At 66.1% G+C, this 22,002-nt stretch carries 17 protein-coding genes; 8 read left to right on the plus strand and 9 right to left on the minus strand.

Features of this window, described 5'->3' with window-relative positions; all coding sequences use genetic code 11:
• Positions 1–48: 48 nt before the first annotated feature.
• Positions 49–1,212, minus strand: coding sequence for a glycine cleavage system aminomethyltransferase GcvT (gene gcvT / locus GVL12_RS13740; RefSeq protein WP_159914882.1), 1,164 nt, complete (start codon positions 1,210–1,212; stop codon positions 49–51).
• A gap of 113 nt (positions 1,213–1,325) precedes the next feature.
• Between gcvT and GVL12_RS13745 the strand changes: the two genes are divergently transcribed.
• Together GVL12_RS13745 and GVL12_RS13750 are read left to right on the plus strand one after the other, a co-directional pair.
• Positions 1,326–2,915, plus strand: coding sequence for a long-chain-fatty-acid--CoA ligase (locus tag GVL12_RS13745; RefSeq protein WP_159914884.1), 1,590 nt, complete (start codon positions 1,326–1,328; stop codon positions 2,913–2,915).
• Between the two features lie 99 nt (positions 2,916–3,014).
• The gene (locus GVL12_RS13750) at positions 3,015–4,550 is read left to right on the plus strand and encodes an amidohydrolase family protein (protein ID WP_159914886.1); all 1,536 of its coding nucleotides are present in this window, start codon (positions 3,015–3,017) and stop codon (positions 4,548–4,550) included.
• A gap of 2 nt (positions 4,551–4,552) precedes the next feature.
• On the opposite strand, the gene GVL12_RS13755 is transcribed toward GVL12_RS13750, so the two are convergent.
• The 7 genes from GVL12_RS13755 to GVL12_RS13785 form a co-directional block, all read right to left on the minus strand.
• Complete coding sequence (locus GVL12_RS13755; RefSeq protein ID WP_159914888.1) at positions 4,553–6,040, minus strand: amino acid permease; 1,488 nt, start codon at positions 6,038–6,040, stop codon at positions 4,553–4,555.
• Positions 6,041–6,306: 266 nt separating this feature from the next.
• The gene (locus GVL12_RS13760; protein ID WP_159914890.1) at positions 6,307–7,101 is read right to left on the minus strand and encodes an ABC transporter ATP-binding protein; all 795 of its coding nucleotides are present in this window, start codon (positions 7,099–7,101) and stop codon (positions 6,307–6,309) included.
• A 16-nt stretch (positions 7,102–7,117) separates the two neighbouring features.
• Complete coding sequence (locus GVL12_RS13765; RefSeq protein WP_159914892.1) at positions 7,118–8,008, minus strand: ABC transporter permease; 891 nt, start codon at positions 8,006–8,008, stop codon at positions 7,118–7,120.
• Between the two features lie 109 nt (positions 8,009–8,117).
• Positions 8,118–9,083 carry an ABC transporter substrate-binding protein gene (locus GVL12_RS13770; RefSeq protein ID WP_159914894.1) on the minus strand — a complete coding sequence of 322 codons (966 nt, stop codon included), beginning with the start codon at positions 9,081–9,083 and terminating at the stop codon, positions 8,118–8,120.
• Positions 9,084–9,315: 232 nt separating this feature from the next.
• Positions 9,316–10,404: a PepSY domain-containing protein gene (locus GVL12_RS13775; protein WP_159914896.1), complete on the minus strand. Its 1,089-nt coding sequence runs from the start codon at positions 10,402–10,404 to the stop codon at positions 9,316–9,318.
• Positions 10,405–10,591: 187 nt separating this feature from the next.
• Entirely contained in the window at positions 10,592–12,829 is a 2,238-nt protein-coding gene (locus GVL12_RS13780) for a TonB-dependent siderophore receptor (protein ID WP_159914898.1), read from the minus strand.
• A gap of 477 nt (positions 12,830–13,306) precedes the next feature.
• Positions 13,307–15,013 carry an electron transfer flavoprotein-ubiquinone oxidoreductase gene (locus GVL12_RS13785; RefSeq protein WP_159914900.1) on the minus strand — a complete coding sequence of 569 codons (1,707 nt, stop codon included), beginning with the start codon at positions 15,011–15,013 and terminating at the stop codon, positions 13,307–13,309.
• A gap of 201 nt (positions 15,014–15,214) precedes the next feature.
• Between GVL12_RS13785 and GVL12_RS13790 the strand changes: the two genes are divergently transcribed.
• Positions 15,215–15,637 (plus strand): thioesterase family protein, encoded by a 423-nt coding sequence (locus tag GVL12_RS13790; protein ID WP_159914902.1) that lies wholly within the window; start codon positions 15,215–15,217, stop codon positions 15,635–15,637.
• A gap of 41 nt (positions 15,638–15,678) precedes the next feature.
• Here the strand turns inward: GVL12_RS13790 and GVL12_RS13795 are convergent, their stop codons facing one another.
• The gene (locus tag GVL12_RS13795; RefSeq protein ID WP_159914904.1) at positions 15,679–16,683 is read right to left on the minus strand and encodes a LysR family transcriptional regulator; all 1,005 of its coding nucleotides are present in this window, start codon (positions 16,681–16,683) and stop codon (positions 15,679–15,681) included.
• A gap of 143 nt (positions 16,684–16,826) precedes the next feature.
• On the opposite strand from GVL12_RS13795, the gene GVL12_RS13800 reads away from it, so the two are divergent.
• The 5 genes from GVL12_RS13800 to benC all read left to right on the plus strand — a co-directional run bounded on the left by GVL12_RS13800 (position 16,827) and on the right by benC (position 21,991).
• Positions 16,827–18,014 carry a muconate/chloromuconate family cycloisomerase gene (locus GVL12_RS13800; protein WP_159914906.1) on the plus strand — a complete coding sequence of 396 codons (1,188 nt, stop codon included), beginning with the start codon at positions 16,827–16,829 and terminating at the stop codon, positions 18,012–18,014.
• Between the two features lie 58 nt (positions 18,015–18,072).
• The gene (catA, locus tag GVL12_RS13805) at positions 18,073–19,008 is read left to right on the plus strand and encodes a catechol 1,2-dioxygenase (RefSeq protein ID WP_159914908.1); all 936 of its coding nucleotides are present in this window, start codon (positions 18,073–18,075) and stop codon (positions 19,006–19,008) included.
• A 94-nt stretch (positions 19,009–19,102) separates the two neighbouring features.
• Positions 19,103–20,467, plus strand: coding sequence for a Rieske 2Fe-2S domain-containing protein (locus GVL12_RS13810; protein ID WP_159914910.1), 1,365 nt, complete (start codon positions 19,103–19,105; stop codon positions 20,465–20,467).
• Positions 20,464–20,955 carry a benzoate 1,2-dioxygenase small subunit gene (gene benB / locus GVL12_RS13815; protein ID WP_159914912.1) on the plus strand — a complete coding sequence of 164 codons (492 nt, stop codon included), beginning with the start codon at positions 20,464–20,466 and terminating at the stop codon, positions 20,953–20,955. Before GVL12_RS13810 ends, benB begins: the two co-directional genes overlap by 4 nt.
• Before the next feature lie 16 nt (positions 20,956–20,971).
• Entirely contained in the window at positions 20,972–21,991 is a 1,020-nt protein-coding gene (benC, locus tag GVL12_RS13820) for a benzoate 1,2-dioxygenase electron transfer component BenC (protein WP_159914914.1), read from the plus strand.
• Positions 21,992–22,002: the final 11 nt, after the last annotated feature.

Below are 22,002 nucleotides of genomic sequence, written 5' to 3' on the forward strand. Positions count from 1 at the left end.
CCCTCACTGTATCCCGTTGGCGGCACGCCGCGTGCCAGATACGACGCTTCATCCGCGGTAATAGCGGCTCGCGACGAAAGGCATGGCCGTGACTTCCATGGGCACGGGCTTGCCGCGCACCAGGGCCTGCAGGCGCGTGCCGGGCGCGGCGCTGGCCGTTTCCACATAGGCCTGGGCAATGGGCTGGTTCAGCGTGGGCGACAGCAGGCCGCTCGTGACCTGGCCGACCTGCCGGCCGCCGGCATCGTGCAGCGCAGCGGGCTCGCGCACCGGCACGCGCTCGAGCGCGCGCAGGCCCACGCGCTGGCGGGTGCGCAGCGCGGGCTCGGCGATCTGCGCGAGCAGGCGCTCGGCGCCGGGGAATCCGCCGGCGCGCGCGCCGCCCGCGCGGCGCACTTTCTGCACCGCCCAGAGCAGGCCGGCTTCGGCGGGCGTGGTCGTGGTGTCGAGTTCATTGCCATAAAGGCACAGTCCGGCTTCGAGGCGCAGCGAATTGCGCGCGCCCAGGCCCGCGGGCGCGACTTCGGGGTGGTGCAGCAGCGCGCGCGCGAAGGCTTCGGCCAGCGGGCCGGGCAGCGAGATTTCAAAGCCGTCTTCCCCTGTATAGCCGCTGCGCGTGATGTACAGCTCGCTGCCTTCCCAGACAAAGGCCGCGCCGTCCATGAACAGCAGTTGCTCGACGCCGGGCACCAGGCGCTGCAGCGCGTCCACCGCCAGCGGGCCCTGCAGCGCGAGCAGCGCGTGCTCGCTCAAAGGCGTGATCTCGCAGCGCTCGCCTATGCGCGCCTGCAGATGGGCCAGGTCGGTGTGCTTGCAGGCGCCGTTGACGACCAGCAGGAAATCGTTGCCGCGCTGGACCAGCATCAGGTCGTCGAGTACCCCGGCGTCGTCGTTGAGCAGCAGGCCGTAGCGCTGGCGGTGCAGGGCCAGGTCCAGCAGGTCCATGGGCATCAGCGACTCGAGCGCGCCCGCGGTGTCGGCGCCGACCAGGCGCAGCTGGCCCATGTGCGAGACATCGAACAGGCTCGCTGCCGCGCGTGTGTGCAGGTGTTCGGCCAGCAGGCCCTGGGGATATTGCACGGGCAGGTGGTAGCCCGCGAAGTCGACCATGCGCGCACCGAGCTCGAGGTGCAGCGAGTGCAGCGGCGTGTGCAGCAGTTCGCCGGGAGCGGCGTGGGGGAAATGGGGCGGGGGGCTGGGCACGGTGGTCATGGCGGTCTCCGGTCAGTCAGGCGGTGCGGCGCAGCACCATATGCAAATTGCCGATAGCGATAAGGCGAAGCCTACACTCGCCGGCAAGATTCGTGAATTCCCGGAGATTTTCAATGCAACTCACCCTGGGCGATACCCTGTCATGGCCTGCGCGCTACCTGCCCCACAAGGAGGCGCTCGTGGCCTGGGACGGCGGCCAGCGCCATGCCTGGACCTATGCGCAGCTCGACGCCGAAGTCAATCGCCATGCCCATGGCCTGCTGGCGCTGGGCATAGCGCGCGGTGATGTGGTCGCGGCCTTGCTCTACAACACGCCGGCCTTCGTGTTCACGCTGCTGGCCGCGGCGCGCATAGGCGCGGTGTTCAATCCGGTCAACTACAGGCTCGCGCCGCAGGAGCTGGCGTTCATCCTGCAGGACGGCGAGGCGCGCGCGCTGGTCTTCGAGCGCGAAGTCGCCGATGTCGTGGCACGCACCCAGGCCTTGCTCGCCGAGGGCAGCGCAGGCCCCGCGCACTGGATCTATGCCGACGAAGGCCAGGCCGACGCCACGCCCGCGGGCGCAAGCGCGCGCCTGAGCGATCTGGCCGCGGGGCGCGCCAGCGATGCGCCGCTGGTAGCGCTGGATGAGACCGACCCCTGCATCCTGATGTACACCAGCGGCACCACGGGCCGCCCCAAGGGCGTGCTGCACACCCACCGCAGCAAGCTGGCGCACAACGCGCTGATGCACCAGGTGATGCAGTTGCGGCGCGAGGACGTGGGCCTGTCGGTGGCGCCGCTCAACCATACGGCCGAGCTGCACACCAGCTTCCTGCCGCGCCTGCAGGTTGGTGCGACGCTGGTGCTGCAGCGGCGCTTTGACGCGGCCGAGGCCTGGCGGCTGGTCGAGGCGGAAAAAGTCACGTTCTTCTTCGCCGCGCCGACCATGGTCGCCATGCTGCTGCACGAGCCCACGCTGGCCGCGCGCGACACGCAAAGCCTGCGCCTGGTCGAATACGGCGGCGCCTCGATGGCACCGCACCTGATACGCGAATGGACGCGCCAGGTCGGCTCGGGCCTGGTGCAGGTGTTCGGCACCACTGAGATGGGGCCGTGCATGTCGGTGCTCTATCCGCACGAGCAGCTGTCGCACGCGGGCTCGGCCGGCCTGCCGGCGCTGAGCCACGACCTGATCGTCGCGCGCATTCCCGCCGACGGCAGCCCGACCGATCCGGCCGCGCGCTGCGCCGTCGGCGAAGTCGGCGAAATCCTGGTGCGCGGCCCGTGCATGATGGCCGGCTACCTGCACCGTCCCGACGCCAACGCGCGCGCGCTGGCCCATGGCTGGTACCACACGGGCGACATGGGCCACCTCGACGCCGACGGCTATCTGTGGATACGCGATCGCATGGATTACATGATCAACTCGGGCGCCGAGAACGTCTATCCGCGCGAAGTCGAGGACGCGCTGGTCGAGCACCCGGGCGTGCTCGAAGTGGCCGTGGTCGGCGAGGCCGACGAGCGCTGGGGCCAGGTGGTCGTGGCGCATGTGGTGCGCAAGGCAGCGGCGGATGCCGCCGATGCGGCCCAGCTCGACGCCTTCCTGGTCCACGGCGATCGCCTCGCGGCCTACAAGCGCCCGCGCCGCTACCATTTCGTCGACTCCCTGCCCAAGACCACCAGCGGCAAGATCCAGAAGCACCTGCTGCGACAACCCCGCTGAGGTTCAGGGACTGCAATACCCGGATGAAAGGCCCCTGCATTGCCTGCAGGGGCCTTTTTTTCGCTGTAATGAGGGCAGATCAGGCAAGAGACCATTGTCATGCAACTGCCCGCACGCATCTTTGATTTGCACACGCATCTGTTCAATGCGCGCTATGTGCCGCTGGCCAGCGTCATTGCCCATGCGATGGGCCGCGACGCGAGCGCGCTGGCGCGCCAGGTCGCGCGGCTGCTGCAGGCATTGACGGGCTCGGCCTACGCGGATGTGCCTGTCGAAGCCGTGTTTTCGCAGGCCGCGGGCGACACGCTGGAGCTCGAATGCCTGGAGCATATCTGGCACATGGTGGAGTACGAACTGCTGCTGGGCACGGGCTCGCTCGACGCCGTGGAGCAGGGCGCGCTGCCCCAGCTCGAGCAGTCGCTGGCGGCGCCCGTCTTCGACCGTCTGCGCGCGTCGCAGCTCATGGACATCCTGCTGACCCTCGACCAGATCGACTACGCGGCCGAAGGCTGGCCTGGCCCGCGTTCGCCCGAAGCGCAGGAAACGCCGGAAACGCCAGCGCAGCAAAATCCGGAAATGGCCGCGAGTTTTTCGACTTTCCTGCACTGGGCCGAACGCGTGGTGCGCAAGGCGCTGTGGGTCGTGACGCGGCTCATGGACCCCAGGGCCTGGGGCGAAGTCGTCAACTATCCGGCCTTTTTCCTGACCCTGCTGCATTCGGAAGAGCAACTGCTGCAAAAGCTCTTCGCCGGCTACGGCGCGGGCCTGCCGCCGCTGCAGGCCGCGCACTCCCTGCTCGACATGCAGATGGCGTTCCCCGGGCAGGAGGCGCCGTTCTACCCTTTGCAGCCGGTGCAGGAGGACCGCATGCAGGCCTTGCAGCGCGCGCATCCGGCGCGGATCTTCGGCTTCAGCGCCTTCGATCCACGGCGCGAGGACTGGCACGCGCGCGCGCTGCACTCGCTGGGCAAGGGGTTTGCGGGTTTCAAGTTCTATCCGGCCATGGGTTTCAAGCCCCAGGGCAATGACCCGGCCATCCAGGCCCGCGTCGATGCCTTCTTCGATTTCTGCATCGCGCGCGACCTGCCGGTGTTCGCCCATTGCACGCCCATGGGCTTCCAGACCCGGCTGCGGCTGGGCGCCTATGCCCATCCACGCCACTGGCGCGCGCTGCTCGAGCAGCCGCGCTGGCACGCGCTGCGCCTGTGCCTGGGCCATGCGGGCGGCGGGCAGTTGCGCAACGGCCCGCTGCATTCGCCGGGCTGGCTCGCGCGCTCGGACGAAGAATGGCAGCACGAGGACAATTTCGCGCGCATCGTGAGCGAACTCTGCACCACCTATCCCCGCGTCTATTGCGAGGTCGGCTCCCTGACCGAGCTGCTGCAGGGCGACGGGCTCGCGCGCTTCGAGGCCAATCTGCAGCGCGCGCGCCAGGCGGCGAAGGCGGCGGGCCGGCCTTTCGAGCTGCTCGACAAGATGGCCTATGGCTCGGACTGGCACATGCCCGAAGTGGTCACACGCACGCGCCGCTATCTGGACCTCTTCCTGGCGTTGATGAACCGGCCGGGGTATGCGGCGTATCGCGAGGCGTTCTTCTGGAAGAACGCCTATCGGTATTTGCGGCTGCCGATGTGAACTCAGTAAGGCTCCGCCTTGACCCGCATTTCGCCATAGGGAACGATGCGCGAACCCTTGAGCAGCCGGTAGCCTAGCCAGATCAGCAGGAACAGCGGCAGGCCGATATAGGTCGCGACCACGCCGGCCCAGTCGATGCGGTCCTGGGTGAAAGCCTGGTAGTTCTGGCCCAGCGTGATGGTCAGGCACAGCACGAACGCGAAGATCGGGCCGAATGGAAAGCCGGCCGCGCGGTAGGGCAGCGTGGCCAGGTCCAGGCCCTGGGCTTCATAGCCCTTGCGAAAGCGGTAATGGCTGATCGCGATGCCCAGCCAGGCGATGAAGCCCGTCATTCCCGACAGGTTCAGCAGCCAGATGTAGACCGCCTGGGGGCTGAAGATATTGGTCAGGAAGCACAGCCCGGCCACGGCCGTCGTGGCCAGCAGCGCCAGCATAGGCACGCCGTGGCGGTTGACGCGCGCGAAGATCCGCGGCGCCATGCGCTGGCAGGCCAGCGTGTAGAGCATGCGCGTGGAGGCATACATGCCCGAGTTGCCCGCCGACAGCACCGAGGTCAGCACCACGGCATTCATGATGGCCGCGGCCGACAGCAGGCCGGCGCGCTCGAACACCAGCGTGAACGGGCTGACGCTGATGTCGCTGACATCGTTGCGCAGCAGTTGCGGGTCGTTGTAGGGCAGCAGCAGGCTGATGACCAGGATGGCGAACACATAGAACAGCAAAATCCGCCAGAACACCTTGCGCACCGCGCGCGGCACGTTGCGTGCCGGGTCTTCGGATTCCCCGGCGGCGATGCCTATCAGCTCCGTGCCCTGGAACGAAAAGCCGACGATCATGGCCACGCCGATCAGCGCCGCGAAGCCGCCGGCGAAAGGCGCGTCGCCCACGGTCCAGTTCGCGAGATTGCCCCAGAGGCCTTCGGGCGAGCCGCCTTGCAGTATGCCCAGCACCATCGCCAGGCCCAGCGCGATGAAGATGATCACGGTGACCACCTTGATGGCTGCGAACCAGTATTCGGCTTCGCCGAAGCCTTTGACCGAGATCGCATTCAGGCCGAACATCAGGCCCAGGAACAGCGCGCTCCAGACCATGCCGTTGACGTCGGGAACCCAGTAGGCCATGACCAGTTGCGCCGCGACCAGGTCGACGGCAATCGTCACGGCCCAGTTGTACCAGTAGTTCCAGCCGAGCGCGAAGCCGAAGCCTTCATCGACATAGCGCGCGCCATAGGTCGCAAACGAGCCCGAGACCGGCAGGTGGGCGGCCATCTCGCCCAGGCTGGTCATGAGGAAATAGACCATCAGCCCGATGATCATGTAGGCGAGCAGCGCGCCGCCCGGGCCGGCCTGGGAAATCGTCGCGCCCGAAGCCACGAACAGGCCCGTGCCTATCGAGCCGCCGATGGCGATCATCGACAGGTGGCGCGCCTTGAGGCTGCGGCGCAGGCCGGTCTCGACCGGGCTGCTGGAGGGGGAAGCGTTGTCGCTCATCGGTTCTGTTCCTGTGTTCCTGACACTGCGCGCGCACCTGCGCGGCAACGCAAAAGGCCGCGCTGGCGCGGCCTGGAAAAGCGGCATTGTGCGTGATTTGCCGCGCAACAGTGCTTCATGCTCCAAAACCCTTAACGGGCTTAAGAGGAATGGAAGAACCGTCCACTTCGTTTACCTCTCGCAGGCCCTTCGACAGGCCCAGGGTGAGCGGCGAGAGGGGGAGCGGGTGGGGCGCGGCAGGGCGTCGAAAGTGCGCAGCGGGGCGTTCAGCCCAGCAGCAATGCGTCGTCGGACAGCTTTTCGCCGCGCACCTTCTCGAACATCTTGAGCAGGTCGGGCACATCGAGGCGCTTGCGTTCCTCGCCGCTCACGTCGAGCACCACCTGGCCCTGGTGCAACATGATGGTGCGGTCGCCCACGTCGAGCGCCTGGCGCATGCTGTGCGTGACCATCATCGTGGTGAGCTTCTTCTCGGCGACGATGCGTGCCGTGAGCTGCAGCACGAAGTCGGCGGTGCGCGGGTCCAGCGCGGCCGTGTGCTCGTCGAGCAGCAGGATACGCGAAGGCTGCAGCGCCGCCATCAGCAGGCTCACGGCCTGGCGCTGGCCGCCAGACAGCAGGCCGATGCGGTCGGAGAGGCGCTTTTCCAGGCCCAGGCCCAGCGTCGCGAGGCGTTCCTGGAACACTTCGCGCATCGACGGCTGCACGGCGCGCGTGAGCCGGCGGGGCGCGCCGCGGCGCTGGGCCAGCGCCATGTTTTCCTCTATGGTCAGGTCTTCGCAGGTGCCGGCCATAGGGTCCTGGAAGACCCGGGCCACGCGCTCGGCGCGTGCCCAGACGGGCAGCGCGGTTACGTCCTGGCCGTCGATCACGATGGAGCCGCCGTCGACGCGCTGGTCGCCCGAGACGGCGTTGAGGAAGGTGGACTTGCCCGCGCCGTTGGAGCCGATCACGGTCACGAACTGGCCGGCCGGAATCTCCAGGGACAGGCCGCGCAGCGCGCGGGTTTCAATCGGCGTGCCGGGGTTGAAAGTAAGAACGATGTCTTTTGCACTCAGCATGGAATCTCCGGCCGACTTATCGCGGCTTGCGCTTGGACAGCTTCTGCTTGAGCTGCGGGATGACGAGGGCGACGGTCACGAGCACGGCGGTGACCAGGTTCAGGTCCTGCGCCTTGAGGCCTATGAAGTCGCTGTTGAGCGCTGCCGCAATGAAAAAGCGGTAGACGATGGCGCCCAGCACCACGGCCAGCGTTGCATAGACGATGCGCCGCGAAGGCAGCAGGCTTTCTCCGACGATCACGGCCGCCAGGCCGATGACGATGGTGCCGATGCCCATCGAGATGTCGGAGCCGCCCTGGGTCTGCACGAACAGCGCGCCGCCCAGGCCCACCAGGCCGTTGGAGACCGCCATGCCCAGCAGGATCATGCCGCCGGTGTTCACGCCCTGGGAGCGCGCCATGCGGGCATTGGAGCCCGTGGCGCGGATCGCCAGGCCGCGCTCGGTCGCGAAGAACCAGTCCATCGCGAGCTTGGCGATCAGCACGATCACGGCCAGGATCAGCGGGCGCGCGACGTAGTCGGGCATGCCTTCAGGCTGCAGCAGCGTGAACAGCGTGGGGTCGTTGATCAGCGGCACGTTGGGGCCGCCCATGATGCGCAGGTTGACCGAGTACAGCGCGATCATCATCAGGATGGACGCGAGCAGGTCCATGATCTTGAGCTTGACGTTGAGCCAGCCGGTGAGCATGCCCGCGGCCGCGCCCGCGGCCGTCGCGGCCAGCGTCGCGAGCCAGGGGTTGGTGCCCGTGGAAATCAGGATGGCGCAGACCGCGCCGCCGAGCGGAAAGCTGCCGTCCACCGTGAGGTCGGGAAAGCGCAGCAGCCGAAACGAGATGAAGACGCCCAGCGCCACCAGGCTGAAGATCAGACCGATCTCGATGGCGCCAAGAAATGAGAAAAATGACATGGGGAGTGCGGTTGCGCCCGCAGGCTGGGTAAAAACAATGGCAGGTCCGTGCATCGTACGGTACCTGCCATATGGAAGCCCCTACCGGGCTATATACCCGGTTGGTGGTTTACTGGATCACCTGGGCGGCAGACTTGATCAGCGCGTCGGACAGCGTCACGCCTTGCTTTTGCGCCGCGCCCGGGTTCACGAACAGCTCCATCTTGGTGCTCACCTCGGGCTTGATGTCGCCGGGCTTTTCGCCATTGAGGATGCGCGCCACCATGCGGCCGGTCTGCTCGCCCAGATCACGGTAGTTGATGCCGTAGGCCGCGACCGCGCCGCGCTTGACGGAGTCGGTGTCGGAGGCAACCAGCGGGATTTTCGCATCCTGGCCGACCTTGACCAGCGCTTCGTAGGCCGAAACCACGTTGTTGTCGGTGTTGGTATAGATCACGTCGACCTTGCCGACCAGGCTGCGCGCGGCGCTGCTGACGTCGACCGAGCGCGGGGCCGCGGCTTCGACCAGGGTCAGGCCCAGGGTCGGCAGCAGCTTTTGCATTTCCTTGACCACGACCACCGAGTTCGCTTCACCCGGGTTGTAGACGATGCCCACGCGCTTGGCGTTGGGCGCGACCTGCTTGACGAGCTCCATCTGCTTGTCGAGCGCGAGCAGGTCGGAGACACCGGTCACGTTGCCCTTGCTCGGCTCCCAGCTCGCGACCAGCTTGGCGGCCACGGGATCGGTCACGGCCGAGAACACGACGGGCACGGCCTTGGTCGCGGCGACGACGGCCTGGGCCGAAGGCGTGGCGATGGCGACGATGGCGTCGGGCTTGTCACCGATGAACTTGCGCGCGATCTGCGCGGCGGTGCCGGTGTTGCCCTGGGCGCTCTGGTATTGCCACTTGAGGTTCTTGCCGGCTTCGAAGCCCGCTTCCTTGAGCGCGGCCTGCACGCCGTCACGCACGGCGTCGAGCGCGGGGTGTTCGACGATGGCCGTCACGGCCACCGACTTCTGCTGTGCATGCACCGAAGTCATCGATGCCAGGGCCAGGGCCACGGCGCCCAGGGGCGCCAAAGACAGGAATTTCATTTGTATCTCCACCGCTGAATGAATGTTGTGCTCCGGACCAGGCGCGGCACTGCGCGCCACGCCTTCGTCATGCGAAGCCTGTCTTCGAAGTCTACTGCAGCGCAGGCGGCTTGCGAACGAGTCGGACCCCCGGGGTTTCCACGGCGGATGCCCGATGCCCGATGTCCGCTGGCGCAGGGCGCAAACGTCGAAAGGCCGAAAGCCGGACGGCATGCACACCGCCCGGCTTTCTTCAGGCTTGCCGCGCTTTTCTTCGCCGCCACCACAGCCATATGCCCGTGATGCCCAGCATTCCCAAGATGAGTCCGCTCACTGCGAACACGAGCTCAAGCCAGAGGCCGCCCAGCACACCGGTGTGCAGGGGGTAGATGACGGCCACCGCCCGCGCACCCGGGTCGAGCGCGTTCCAGCGATGCACGGCCAGCACATCTCCCGTGACGGGATGGAGCCAGACAGAGGTCAGTCCGTTGGGGTGCGGGTCATCGGGCAGCATGAGGCGTATTCGTACCGGCCTGTCGGCCTGGGCGGGTACCTGGATGTAACCGACTGGCGTGCCGGGGAATTGCTCCCGCGCTTTCGCCACCAGCGTGTCGAGCGTGCGCGGTTGACCGGGCGGCGTTGAGGCCTTGGGCACGGAGGGCGGCTTGACCGGGGTGGCCCCGCTCATCCAGGTAATGGCGCCGCCCAGGGGACGCCAGGCCATGTAGGCACCGCTGGCGACCGACACCGCAATCACCAATCCCATCACGACACCACCGACGCGATGCAGGTCGAACAGGGCGCGCAGGACGCCTCGTCCTAATTCGACTTTCCAGGAGGGCGGCCAGCGCCTGGGCCACCATAGGATCAGCCCCGTGACGAGCAGCAGCAGGTAGACAAGCGCCACCCAGGCAAGAATCGCCTTGCCGGTCCCCTGCAGCAGCAACGAACTGTGCAGCTTGAAGAGCGTGTTGACAAAACCTTGCGTTTCGCCGCGGCGCCCCTGCTCTCGGCCACTGACCGGATCGAAGTAGACCGTACCGTTCCACGGGCCTCGCACCAACACCCACAGCGTATCCGTTGACTCGCGGGCGGGCCGCAGCGTGAAGCTGGTTTGCGGCCCGAATTCGGCCCTCAATGGAAGCAGGACCTGCTCGAGCGCAACGGATGCACCTGCGGCCTCGTGACCGGGGGCCTTGAAAAACGCGGGGTGCAGCCAGCGGTCCAACGGCTGCGCCGCCACCAGCAAGGCGCCCGTCAGCCCCGAGAGAATCAGGATCCAGCCGATTCCAAGCGCTGCCCACCGATGAGTGCGCAGCCAAAGCTGTCGGAGCCTGGGCATTCAGCGACCGCCCGTGTCGCGAGTGCAGTGGCGCTTGCACGCGCCTGTGGCGCCCCGCAACACCGGCGCAACAGCGGCTGCGCCCGGGGCCAGCCTATGGGCGGGCAAGAGAGCATTGATCTTGATGGTCATGACTGCACGCGTACCCAGGCCGGCCGCGGGGAAAGGTCCTTGAAAGGGATGGCGCTTAGAACGCGATCGTGCCTTGCACGTACAGCGTGCGTGGCATGCCCACATATTTGCCGCCACCGTTGCTGTCGGTGGAGCGGGTGAAGTAGCGGCGGTCCAACACGTTCTTCATGCCCACGGTGAGCCGCAGGTTGTGCAAGTCCTTGCCGCCCTGGTAGCTGGCGCGCAGACCCAGGGTGGAAAAGCCCGGGATGTCGCCGAGGTTGCCGTTGGCGTCTTCCTGCGTGACGTAGGGCTTGGGTGCAATGGTGGTGCCGGGTGTGCCGGGCGAGCGCTGCCTGGATTGGGCATTCAGCTCGGCATTGAAGGTCCAGCGCTCGATGGCGTAGCGGGCCGACAGCGCGGCCGTATGGCGCGAGTACAGCGGCAGATCGCGACCGGCAAAGTCGCCCGCCTGGTTGACCGCCTGGGTGAAGGTGTAGGTCATGCCCAGCGACAAGCCCTTGAATGCGGGGTGGCTCTTGCCAAGGTCATACCGCAGCGCCGACTCCAGGCCCCGGTGGCGGGTGGCGCCCAGGTCGGTCCAGACGCCTGTGCCGCTGCCGTCAGGCCGGTCCAGGAACAGTTCCTTGTCGAAGTCGATGTTGAACAGCGTCAGCTCGCCACTCCAGCTGTCGCTCTTGAAGTGCGTGCCCAGCTCATACGTCTTGGCGGACTCGGGGTGCAACTGGTTGCCCGACGACTGGGCCAGCTGCGCGTACTGTTGCGGACCGAACGACTTGCCGGCATTGGCAAACACCGACCAGTTGTCGTTCATGCGGTAGAGCGCCGACAGCGTGGGCAGCCATTCGTTGGCCTCAGCCTTAGGGGAGCTGGCAACGCCGGTGGGGCCCCGGTAGTCCACCACATTGTTGAAGGAGCGGATGCGCTCGTAGCGTACGCCGGGCGTGATGGTCCAGTTGCCCCAGTCGATGCGGTTGTCGATGTAGAAGGCATTGGCCGTGGTGCCGCCCTGGCTGGTCTGGGTGGTGCCCAGAGGCAGGGCCATGGCATCGACCTGGCCCGGCGCATAGAAGGCCGTGACCTGGGCTGTTTCCGAACTCTTTTCCTTCAAGTGGCGGTAGCCCACGCTGACTTCCTGAACCACCGGGCCGGTCTCGAAGATGCGCGAGTAGCGTGGCTCTATGCCGTAGTAGCTGTAGCTGCGTGGCGCGCCATTGAGGCTGCGCCTGCCGGCGTTGGCGCCGGTGCCGTCGCGCTCCAGGTAGCTGCCGCGGAAGGAGTCCACGTAGTAGCCCAGCACCTCGAAGCTGTTGCGCCCATCCTCGTAGCTGTACTTGAGCGAACCGTCCGTGCGCCGGCCGGTGAACTGGTCGTAGCTGCGGGTGCTTTGGAACGGGTCGGCCGCGTACTGCGCCGACGTCAGGCCACCGGGCATCAGGCCCTTGCCTTCAAAGTGGTGCAGCGAAGCGCTCAGACCGCTGTTCGGGGAGAGCCGGTAGCTGCTCTTGACCAGTACGTCGTCGATATCGGTCTTGTCATTGCTGCCGCGCCAGCCCTTGCCGTGTGTGCCCGAGTACAGCACGGCCAGGCCCAGGCCGGCCTCGTTGGTGCCGCCCACAAAGAAGCTGGGCGTGGTCTTGACGTTGCCGCCTTGGCCGTAGATTTCGGTGCCAACGGAGACTTCGCCCGCAAAGTCCTTGGGAATGGCGCGGGTGACGAAGTTGATGATGCCGCCCACATTCTGGGGACCATAACGCACCGAGCCGGCGCCGCGCACCACGTCCACCGATTCCAGGTTGCCCAGGGCCACAGGCGCCAGCGACAGCTGGGGCTGGCCGTAGGGCGCGTAGGAGACAGGCACGCCATCTTGCAGTACATACGAGCGCGGCGACAGACGCGCGGTCAGGCCACGCACGCCCAGGTTCAGCGAGACGTCGCTGCCACCGGTTCCATTGCTGTCCTGCACCTGTACGCCCGGCACCAGGCGCAGCGCCTCACGCAGGCTGGCCGAGCCGCTTTCCTGGATACGCTGGCGGTCCACGATGGTGCGGGCGCCCGCATGCTCCAGCACTTTTTCGGCATTGGAGGCAGCGCCGCTCAACCAGTTGCCGGTGACCGTCACGGCGGACAGGCCGGTCGCGGCAGGCTCGGCCGCATGCGGGTCCGAAGCGGTTTGCGCCAGGCTGGGCAAGGCAAAGAGGGCGGCGGCAACGGCCGCTGCCGCGGCGGCGCACTGGGTGAGGGCGCTGACCGTTGTAGCCGGTCCTTGGACCGGGCGATGAGACAAAACCATGGTGTTTCCTGGGCCTGATGACGTTGCGAAGGTTCATGCACTCGGCTCCATTGGCGGTCTTCGAGGCACGGCGAACGTTCCCGGACGGGGCTGGCAGGTGGGGTCGGCGCCAATGCGCGGGGCGCCGCACCGAATGCAGCGCAGATTGTAAATAAGAATTATTACGTTGATTGCTGATCGTGCCGAGGCGACGGACAACAGGCTCTTCCTCCCGGCCATTCCTGTGTCCCGCGTTGCTGCTACACCACAGATTGTGCGGGAATCCACGATGATGGGAGGGGCGCTGCGGGCGGTTCTGGCACTTGAGGTCAGGGCGGCCTTGGCGCCACGGCCGGTGGAAGTGCGCCTGGCCCGCGTGCCCCGCTGCGCTTCACTCATTGCGAGCCGCTTGTGGCCCCTGCCGGGCGCACTGGAAAAAAAGGGCCTGCGTCGCAGGCCCTGAGCGGGGAGTGTGGGGCTTAGATCGTGAACACGTTCTTACATGCCCGAGTAGTTCGGGCCGCCGCCGCCTTCGGGGGTCACCCAGACGATGTTCTGCATCGGGTCCTTGATGTCGCAGGTCTTGCAGTGCACGCAGTTCTGCGCGTTGATCTGCAGGCGCTGGGCGGCGCCGCCCGTGCTTTCGTCGGGCACGAATTCATAGACGCCGGCCGGGCAGTAGCGGCTCTCGGGCCCCGCATAGCGCGTGAGGTTGACGCTGACCGGAATGCTCGCGTCCTTGAGCGTCAGGTGGGCCGGCTGGTCTTCGGCATGGTTGGTGTTGCTGATGAACACGCTCGACAGGCGGTCGAACGTCAGCTTGCCATCGGGTTTGGGATAGACGATGGGCTTGCACTCGGCCGCGGGCTTGAGGTAGGCATGGTCGGGCTTGTCGCGGTGCAGCGTCCAGGGGATGTTGCCGCGCAGCACGAACTGCTCCAGGCCGTTCATGATGGTGGCCGTGGTCAGGCCCTTCTTGAACCAGGCCTTGAAGTTGCGGCTCTTGTTGAGTTCCTCGTAGAGCCAGCTGTTTTCAAAGGCCGTCACATAGGCGCCAAGTTCGTCGCCCTGGCGGCCGGCCTGCACGGCCTCGAAAGCCGCTTCGGCGGCCAGCATGCCGGTCTTGATCGCGGCGTGGCTGCCCTTGATGCGGCTGACATTGAGAAAGCCCGCTTCGCAGCCGACCAGCGCACCGCCGGGAAACACGAACTTGGGCAGCGACATCAGGCCGCCGGCCGTGATCGCGCGCGCGCCGTAGCCTATGCGCTTGGCGGGCTTGATGCCCTTGGATTCGTCGCCTTCGAGGTAGTAGCGGATGTTGGGGTGGGTCTTCCAACGCTGCATTTCCTCGAACGGGCTCAGATACGGGTTCGAGTAGTCGAGGCCGGTGATGAAGCCCAGCGTGACCTTGTTGTCTTCCATGTGGTATAGGAAGGCGCCGCCGTAGGTGTCGGCCTTCATGGGCCAGCCCGCGGTGTGCAGCACGAAGCCCGGCTGGTGGCGCGCCGGGTCGATTTCCCAGAGTTCCTTGACGCCCAGGCCATAGGTCTGGGGATCGCGCCCTTCATCGAGCTTGAAGCGGGAGATCAGCTGGCGGCCCAGGTGGCCGCGCGCGCCTTCGGCGAAGATCGTGTACTTGCCGTGCAGCTCCATGCCCAGCTGGAAGTCGCCCGTGGGCTCGCCGTCCTTGCCTATGCCCATATTGCCCGTGGCCACGCCCTTGACGGAGCCGTCTTCGTTGTAGAGCACTTCGGCCGCGGGGAAGCCGGGGAAGATTTCTACGCCCAGGCCTTCGGCCTGCTCGGCGAGCCAGCGCACGACGTTGCCCAGGCTGACGATGTAGTTGCCATGGTTCTGGAAGCAGCCCGGCAGCAGGAAGTTGGGCGTGCGCAGCGACGACTTCTCGCCCAGGAACACCATCGCGTCGTCGGTCACGGGCTGGTTCAGCGGCGCGCCGAGTTCCTTCCAGTTGGGAATCAGCTCGGTCAGGGCCTTGGGGTCCATGATCGCGCCCGAGAGGATGTGGGCACCGGGCTCCGAGCCCTTTTCGAGCACCACGACCGACAGCTCCTGGCCTTTTTCCGCAGCCAGCTGTTTGAGGCGGATGGCGGTGGACAGGCCGCCCGGGCCGCCGCCGACCACGACCACGTCGTATTCCATGGCCTCGCGGGGGCCGTACTGGGCCAGGATTTCATCATTTGTCATCGGGCGTCTCTTTTTGATTCGGATGGAAAGGTAACGTGGCGCACCTTGGCCGGGCGCGCTCCAGCAGCGGCTGATTCTATGCGCAGCGACCCCGCGTTCAAGTCACCTCGGATTTTTTCTGCGGCCGCTGTCGCCTGTGCGGCGGCGCATCGCCGCCATCCCTGCGATGCTCGGCGGCATGGCGAATACCGAGGGTGACCGATGAAAATTGAAATTCCGCAGGCCAAGAAGCGGGTCCATGAAATGCGTTTTCCCGTCCGCTGGGGCGACATGGACGCGATGGGCCATGTCAACAACAGTCAGTATTTTCGCTATATGGAGACGGCGCGCATAGAGTGGATGTGCGCCATCGGCTGTCAGCCGGCGACGCAAGGCCAGGGGCCGGTGATCGTCAATGCCTTTTGCAATTTCTACCACCAGCTGGCCCATCCCGACCAGCTCTTGCTCACCACCTATGTCAGCGATCCGGGCCGTTGCACGTTCGAGAGCTGGTGCACGATGGAGCGCGAAAGCCAGCCGGGCGTGATTTGCGCGGCCGGCGGCGCGACCGTGATCTGGGTCGATACGGCGCTGCAAAAGGCCAGCCCGCTGCCCGACTGGATGCGCGCGCAGGTGAGCGGCTGAGCGTCCATGGCGGCGGGCCCGGGCAGGCAAGGCCCAGGGCTTCAGAGGGCGTCTTTTTTCCTGCCGCGCCCCTTGACCGGGCCCGCAGGGGGACGTTCCTGGCCTGCGGTGGGCGCCGGCTTGGCGCTGGGGAAGGCGTTGGTCTGGAAATCCAGCCAGGGCGGATTCTGCGTGTACATCTGCGCAATCAGTTGCTTGATCGCCGGGATGTACCAGGAGTCGTCGTTGAGGCGGTAGCTCATGATGATGGGCGAGGTGGCCTGCTCGTCTTCAATCAGGCGGTACACCAGGTCGGAGCGCAGCCGTGCCGCCGCAGGCACGATGCACACGCCCATCTCGCAAGCCACCAGCCCGAGTGCGGCCTGCAGTTCACGCACTTCATGCACTTGCGCCAGAGGCACGCCCTGCTCGTGCAGCAGCCCGAGCACGTGATCGGCATAGCTAGGACGCGGCTCCTTCGGAAACACAATCAGGCGCTGATTCTCGACTTCGCACAGGCGCACCGGGCCGCTGCGGGCCGCCAGCGGTGAACTCGGTGGCAGCGCGAGCACCAGCTTTTCCTCGCGCAGGATCGAACGCGCGACGGACGTGTCGCGGGTCCTGATTCTTCCGAATCCCAGGTCGATGCGGCCCGACTTGAGCTCGGTGATCTGCTGCACCGAGCTCAGATCCACCAGGTGCACGTCCGTGTCCGGGTAATTCTGCCGGAACAACCGCACCAGCATAGGCAGGCCGCCATACAGCGTAGAGCCCACATAGCCTATGGAGATCGACTGGCGCAGGTTGCGGCCCGCCTGGCGCACGCCGGTTTTCATCTGCTCGACGCGTTGGAGCACCTGCAGGGACTGCTCGTAGAACAGCCTGCCGGCCTCGGTCAGTGCCACCGGCCGGCTGTTGCGCAGTACCAGCTGCACGCCCAGTTCCTCTTCCAGCAACTGGATCTGGCGGCTCAGCGGTGGCTGGGCGATATGCATCTGCTCCGCGGCGCGCGTGAAATTGCGCGTGGTGGCGACCGCGACGAAATAGCGCAACTGGCGTAAATCCATAAGGGTAAACGATATGAATCGTTGGTTTTTGCTTCATAAGTCATTGTTTTGCAATGAATGCTCTGTGGATTATATGAAAAAGGTATCGAACTAGATCGATTTGGTGTTGGCGTCCCACGGGGTGGGCGGATTCCAATACGGTCATGCAACATTCCTTCCGCTCCTCGCAGCCAGCCGCTGTCGCTGCCGCGCCCGTGGTCATCGAAAAGGTGGAGACCATGCTGGTCGACCTGCCGACCATCCGTCCCCACAAGCTCTCGATGGCCGTGATGAGCGGCCAGACCCTGATGCTGGTGCGCATCCACTGCGCGGACGGCACGGTCGGTGTGGGTGAAGGCACGACGATTGGCGGCCTGGCCTATGGCGGCGAGTCCCCCGAAGGGATGAAGCTGGCGATCGATACCTATTTCACGCCCCAGTTGCTCGGCGCCAACGCCAATCGCGTGGCGGCCGTGATGGCCGGGCTCGACAAGGGCATACGCGAGAACCGCTTCGCCAAGTGCGCCGTGGAAACGGCGCTGTTCGACGCGCTGGGCCAGCGCGTGGGCCTGCCTGTCTCCGAGCTGCTGGGTGGCCGTCTGCGGGACCAGCTGCCCGTCGCCTGGACGCTGGCTTCCGGGGATACGGCAAAGGACATAGACGAAGCCCAGCGCATGCTGGCGCAGCGCCGCCACCGGATCTTCAAGCTCAAGATCGGACGCAAGGCGGTGCGCGAGGACGTCGCGCATGTGGCCGCGATCAAGAAGGCGCTGGGCGACCAGGCCGTGGTGCGGGTCGATGTGAACATGGCCTGGACCGAGCTGCAGGCCCAGTACGGCCTGGCAGGCCTGGTGGATGCCGGCTGCGAGCTGGCCGAGCAACCCGTGGCCAGCGCCGAGGCGCTGGCCCGCCTCAAGGGGAAGTACCCGATCGCGATCATGGCCGACGAATCGCTGATGGGCCCGGCGACGGCTTTTTCCCTGGCGCGCAGCGCCGCCGCCGACGTGTTTGCCATCAAGACCGAGCAGTCCGGCGGCCTGCAGGCGGCGCAGCAGGTTGCGGCCATCGCCGATGCGGCGCAGATCGAGCTGTACGGCGGCACCATGCTCGAAGGCGCATTCGGCACCATTGCTTCGGCCCATGTGTTTTCCACATTCCGCGCGCTGCAGTGGGGGACCGAGCTGTTCGGCCCGCTGCTGCTGACCGAGGAGATCCTGGCGCGGCCGCTGGAATACAAGGACTTCCACCTGACGCTTCCCGCAGGCCCGGGGCTGGGAATCGCCCTGGACGAAGACCGCGTGCGCCATTTCCGCCGCGACCGCACGCGCGTCAGCGTCCCCACCTTTGCCTGAAGCCGCAGGCAGGGCAAAGCCTTTCAGATCACAACAAACCCACGTCCAGGAGACACCGATGAGCACCCACATCTTTCATACCCCCGAAGTCCAGGACTTTCTGCGACTGGCCAGCGGCCTCGACCAGGAGGGCGGCAATCCACGCACCAAGGCCATCACCCACCGCATCCTCAGCGATCTGTTCAAGACCATCGAGGAGCTGGACATCACCCCCGACGAGTACTGGGCCGGCATTGCCTATCTGAACCAGCTGGGCGCACGCAGCGAAGCCGGTCTGCTGTCGCCCGGACTGGGCCTGGACCGCTACTTCGACATGCGCATGGATGCCGAAGACGCGGCACTGGGCGTGGCCGGCGGCACGCCGCGCACCATCGAAGGGCCGCTGTATGTCGCCGGCGCACCGGTGGAGCAGGGCTTTGCGCGCCTGGACGACGGCAGCGACGCGAATGGCCACACGCTGATCATGCATGGCACCGTGCACGGCGCCGACGGCAAGCCCCTGCCCGGCGCCACGGTGGAAGTCTGGCACGCGAACACCAAGGGCTTCTATTCCCACTTCGACCCCACCGGCGAGCAAAAGCCGTTCAACATGCGCCGCACCATCGTCACCGATGCGCAAGGCCGCTACCGCTTCCAGAGCATTGTTCCCGTGGGCTATGGCTGCCCGCCCGACGGCCCGACCCAGGCGCTGCTCAACCAGCTCGGTCGCCATGGCAACCGTCCGGCGCATATCCATTTCTTCGTCAGCGCCGAGGGCCACCGCAAGCTGACCACGCAGATCAACATCGACGGTGATCCGCTGGTGTATGACGACTTTGCCTATGCCACGCGCGAAGGCCTGGTGCCGGCACTGGTCGAGCGCAGCGATGAAGAGAGCATCCAGCGCAACGGCCTGAGCGGCCCGTTTGCCGAGATCGCGTTCGACATGACGCTCAGCGCGCTGGTCAACGGCGTCGACAACCAGATCGTCGAGCGCGCGCGCCTGGCGGCCTGACGCCCATTTGATAAAGCCCCCTCGCGGGGCCCTCCTGCAGCCACCGGACCGCGATGGGCATCGCGGCGGATGAACTCACCCCAAGGAAATTCCCATGAACACGACCGCATCGGCAGATCGCTACGGTGACGTCGAAAAACTGCTGGACTCGGCCCTGCAGGATGACAAGGACAGCGGTGTCTATCGCTGCCGCCGCGACATCTTCACCGACCCCGCGCTTTTCGAGCTGGAGATGAAACACATCTTCGAAGGCAACTGGGTCTATCTCGCGCACGAGAGCCAGATCCCCGAGATCAACGATTACTTCACCACCACCATCGGCCGCCAGCCGGTGGTCATCACCCGTGGCAAGGATGGCAAGCTCAACGCCGTGATCAATGCCTGCGCCCATCGCGGCGCGATGCTGTGCCGCAAGAAGCATGGCAACAAGGGCAGCTTCACCTGTCCCTTCCATGGCTGGACCTTCAGCAACACCGGCAAGCTGCTCAAGGTCAAGGACGAGAAGACCACCGAGTACCCGGTGCAGTTCAACACGCAAGGCTCGCACGACCTGAAGAAGGTGGCGCGCTTCGAAAGCTACAAGGGCTTTCTCTTCGGCAGCCTGAACGCCGATGTGCTGCCGCTGGCCGATTATCTGGGCGAGACCCGGGTCATCATCGACCAGATCGTGGACCAGGCGCCCGAGGGCCTGGAAGTGCTGCGCGGCAATTCCAGCTACACCTATGACGGCAACTGGAAGCTGCAGATGGAAAACGGCAGTGACGGCTACCACGTCAGCTCGGTGCACTGGAACTACGCCGCGACCATGGGCCGGCGCAAGGATGGCGGCACCAAGGCGGTCGATGCCAATGGCTGGAGCAAGAGCGTAGGCGGCGTCTACGGCTTCGAGCACGGCCACATCCTGCTGTGGACCCAAACCATGAACCCCGAAGTGCGTCCGGTCTACCAGCGCCGCGAGGAACTCCAGCAGCGCCTGGGCGAAGACACGGCGGACTTCATCGTCAGCCAGACGCGCAATCTGTGCCTGTATCCCAATGTCTACCTGATGGACCAGTTCTCCACGCAGATCCGGGTCACGCGCCCGATCAGCGTAGACAAGACCGAGATCACCATCTACTGCTTTGCCCCCAAGGGCGAAAGCGCCGAGGATCGCGCCCTGCGCATCCGCCAGTACGAGGACTTCTTCAACGTCTCGGGCATGGGAACGGCCGACGATCTGGAAGAGTTCCGCTCCTGCCAGACCGGCTATGCGGGCAAGGCAGCGCCGTGGAACGATCTGAGCCGCGGCGCGCCGCTGTGGGTCCAGGGGCCTGACGAGAACGCCCGGCGCATGGGAATGAAGCCGCTGATCAGCGGTGGGCGCAGCGAGGACGAGGGGCTGTTCGTGTGCCAGCACGACTACTGGGCCGACGCCATGCGCCGCGCGGTGCAGTGCGAACGCGAAGGAGGCCGGCCATGAGCGCGGACCACGCCAGCATCTGCGCCTTCCTCTACCGGGAAGCACGCCACCTCGACGACCGCGAATGGGAGCCATGGCTGGCGCTGTACGCGCCCGAAGCCGAATACTGGATGCCTGCCTGGGACGACGACGACCGGTTGACCGAGGACCCGCACAGCCAGATCTCGCTGATCTACTACCCGAACCGCAACGGTCTGGAGGACCGGGTCTTTCGCATCCAGACCGAGCGCTCGAGCGCGTCCATGCCCGAGCCGCGCACCAGCCACATGCTGAGCAACGTGGAGGTGCTGCAGGACCGCGGCGAGCTGGTCGACGTGCGCTACAACTTCCATACGTTGAGCCACCGCTACAAGGTGACCGACCAGTTTTTCGGCACCATCTTCGCGACCTTGAAGAAGGCCGAGGACGGCAGCTATCTGATCCTGCGCAAGAAGATCGTCCTCAAGGACGACTACATCCGCCAGGTCATCGACATCTATCACATCTGACGGGGAGGGATTGACGATGACCAGCTATCGCATTGCCCTGAATTTCGAGGACGGCGTCACGCGCTTCATCGACTGCGGCGCCAACGAGAAGGTGCTTGATTCGGCGTTTCGCAACCGCATCAACCTGCCCATGGACTGCTCGGACGGCGTCTGCGGCACCTGCAAGTGCCGCGCCGAGGCGGGCAGCTATGACCTGGGAGACGAGTACATAGACGAGGCGTTGACGCAGGAGGAGGCCGGCGCGGGCCTGGTGCTGACCTGCCAGATGGTGCCGCGCTCCGACTGCGTGATCTCGGTGCCCATGTCGTCTACGGCCTGCAAGACCGCGACCGCGCAGTTCGCGGCATCGGTGGCGCAGGTGGCGCGCCTGGGCGACGCGGCCTACGAGCTGGTGCTGGATGTGCCGGGTGCGGCGCCGGTGTTTCTGCCCGGGCAGTACGTCAACATCGGCGTGCCGGGAAGTGCCCAGCACCGTTCCTATTCGTTCAGCTCCCTGCCGGGCGAAGGCCGCATGGGCTTTCTGGTCAAGCAGGTGCCGGGCGGGCTGATGAGCTCCTGGCTGGACGCCGCCCGGCCCGGGCAGGCGCTGGAGATGACCGGGCCGCTGGGCAGCTTCTATCTGCGCGCCGTGACACGGCCGCTGCTGCTGCTGGCGGGAGGCACCGGCCTGGCGCCGTTTCTCTCCATGCTCGAAGTCCTGGCCCGGCAGGGCACGGCCCAGCCCGTGCACCTGATCTACGGCGTCACGCGCGACCAGGATCTGGTGCTGGTGGACAGGCTCGTCGAATACGCGGGCCGCATCCCCGGTTTCACGTTCAGCACCTGCGTGGCCGATGCCGCGACCACGCACGAGCGCCAGGGCTATGTGACCCAGCACATGCCGGCGGCGGTGCTGCACGGCGGCAATGTCGATGTCTACCTGTGCGGCCCGCCGCCCATGGTGGATGCGGTGCACAAGCACTTCAAGTCCGCGGGCATCACGCCGGCGAATTTCCACTACGAAAAATTCACGCCCACCCAGGCGGTCGCGGCCTGAACGGAGACAGT

Origin of the sequence: Pantoea sp. 18069 (assembly GCF_902706035.1) — a bacterium.
In the GTDB taxonomy this organism is placed as follows: domain Bacteria; phylum Pseudomonadota; class Gammaproteobacteria; order Burkholderiales; family Burkholderiaceae_C; genus Comamonas.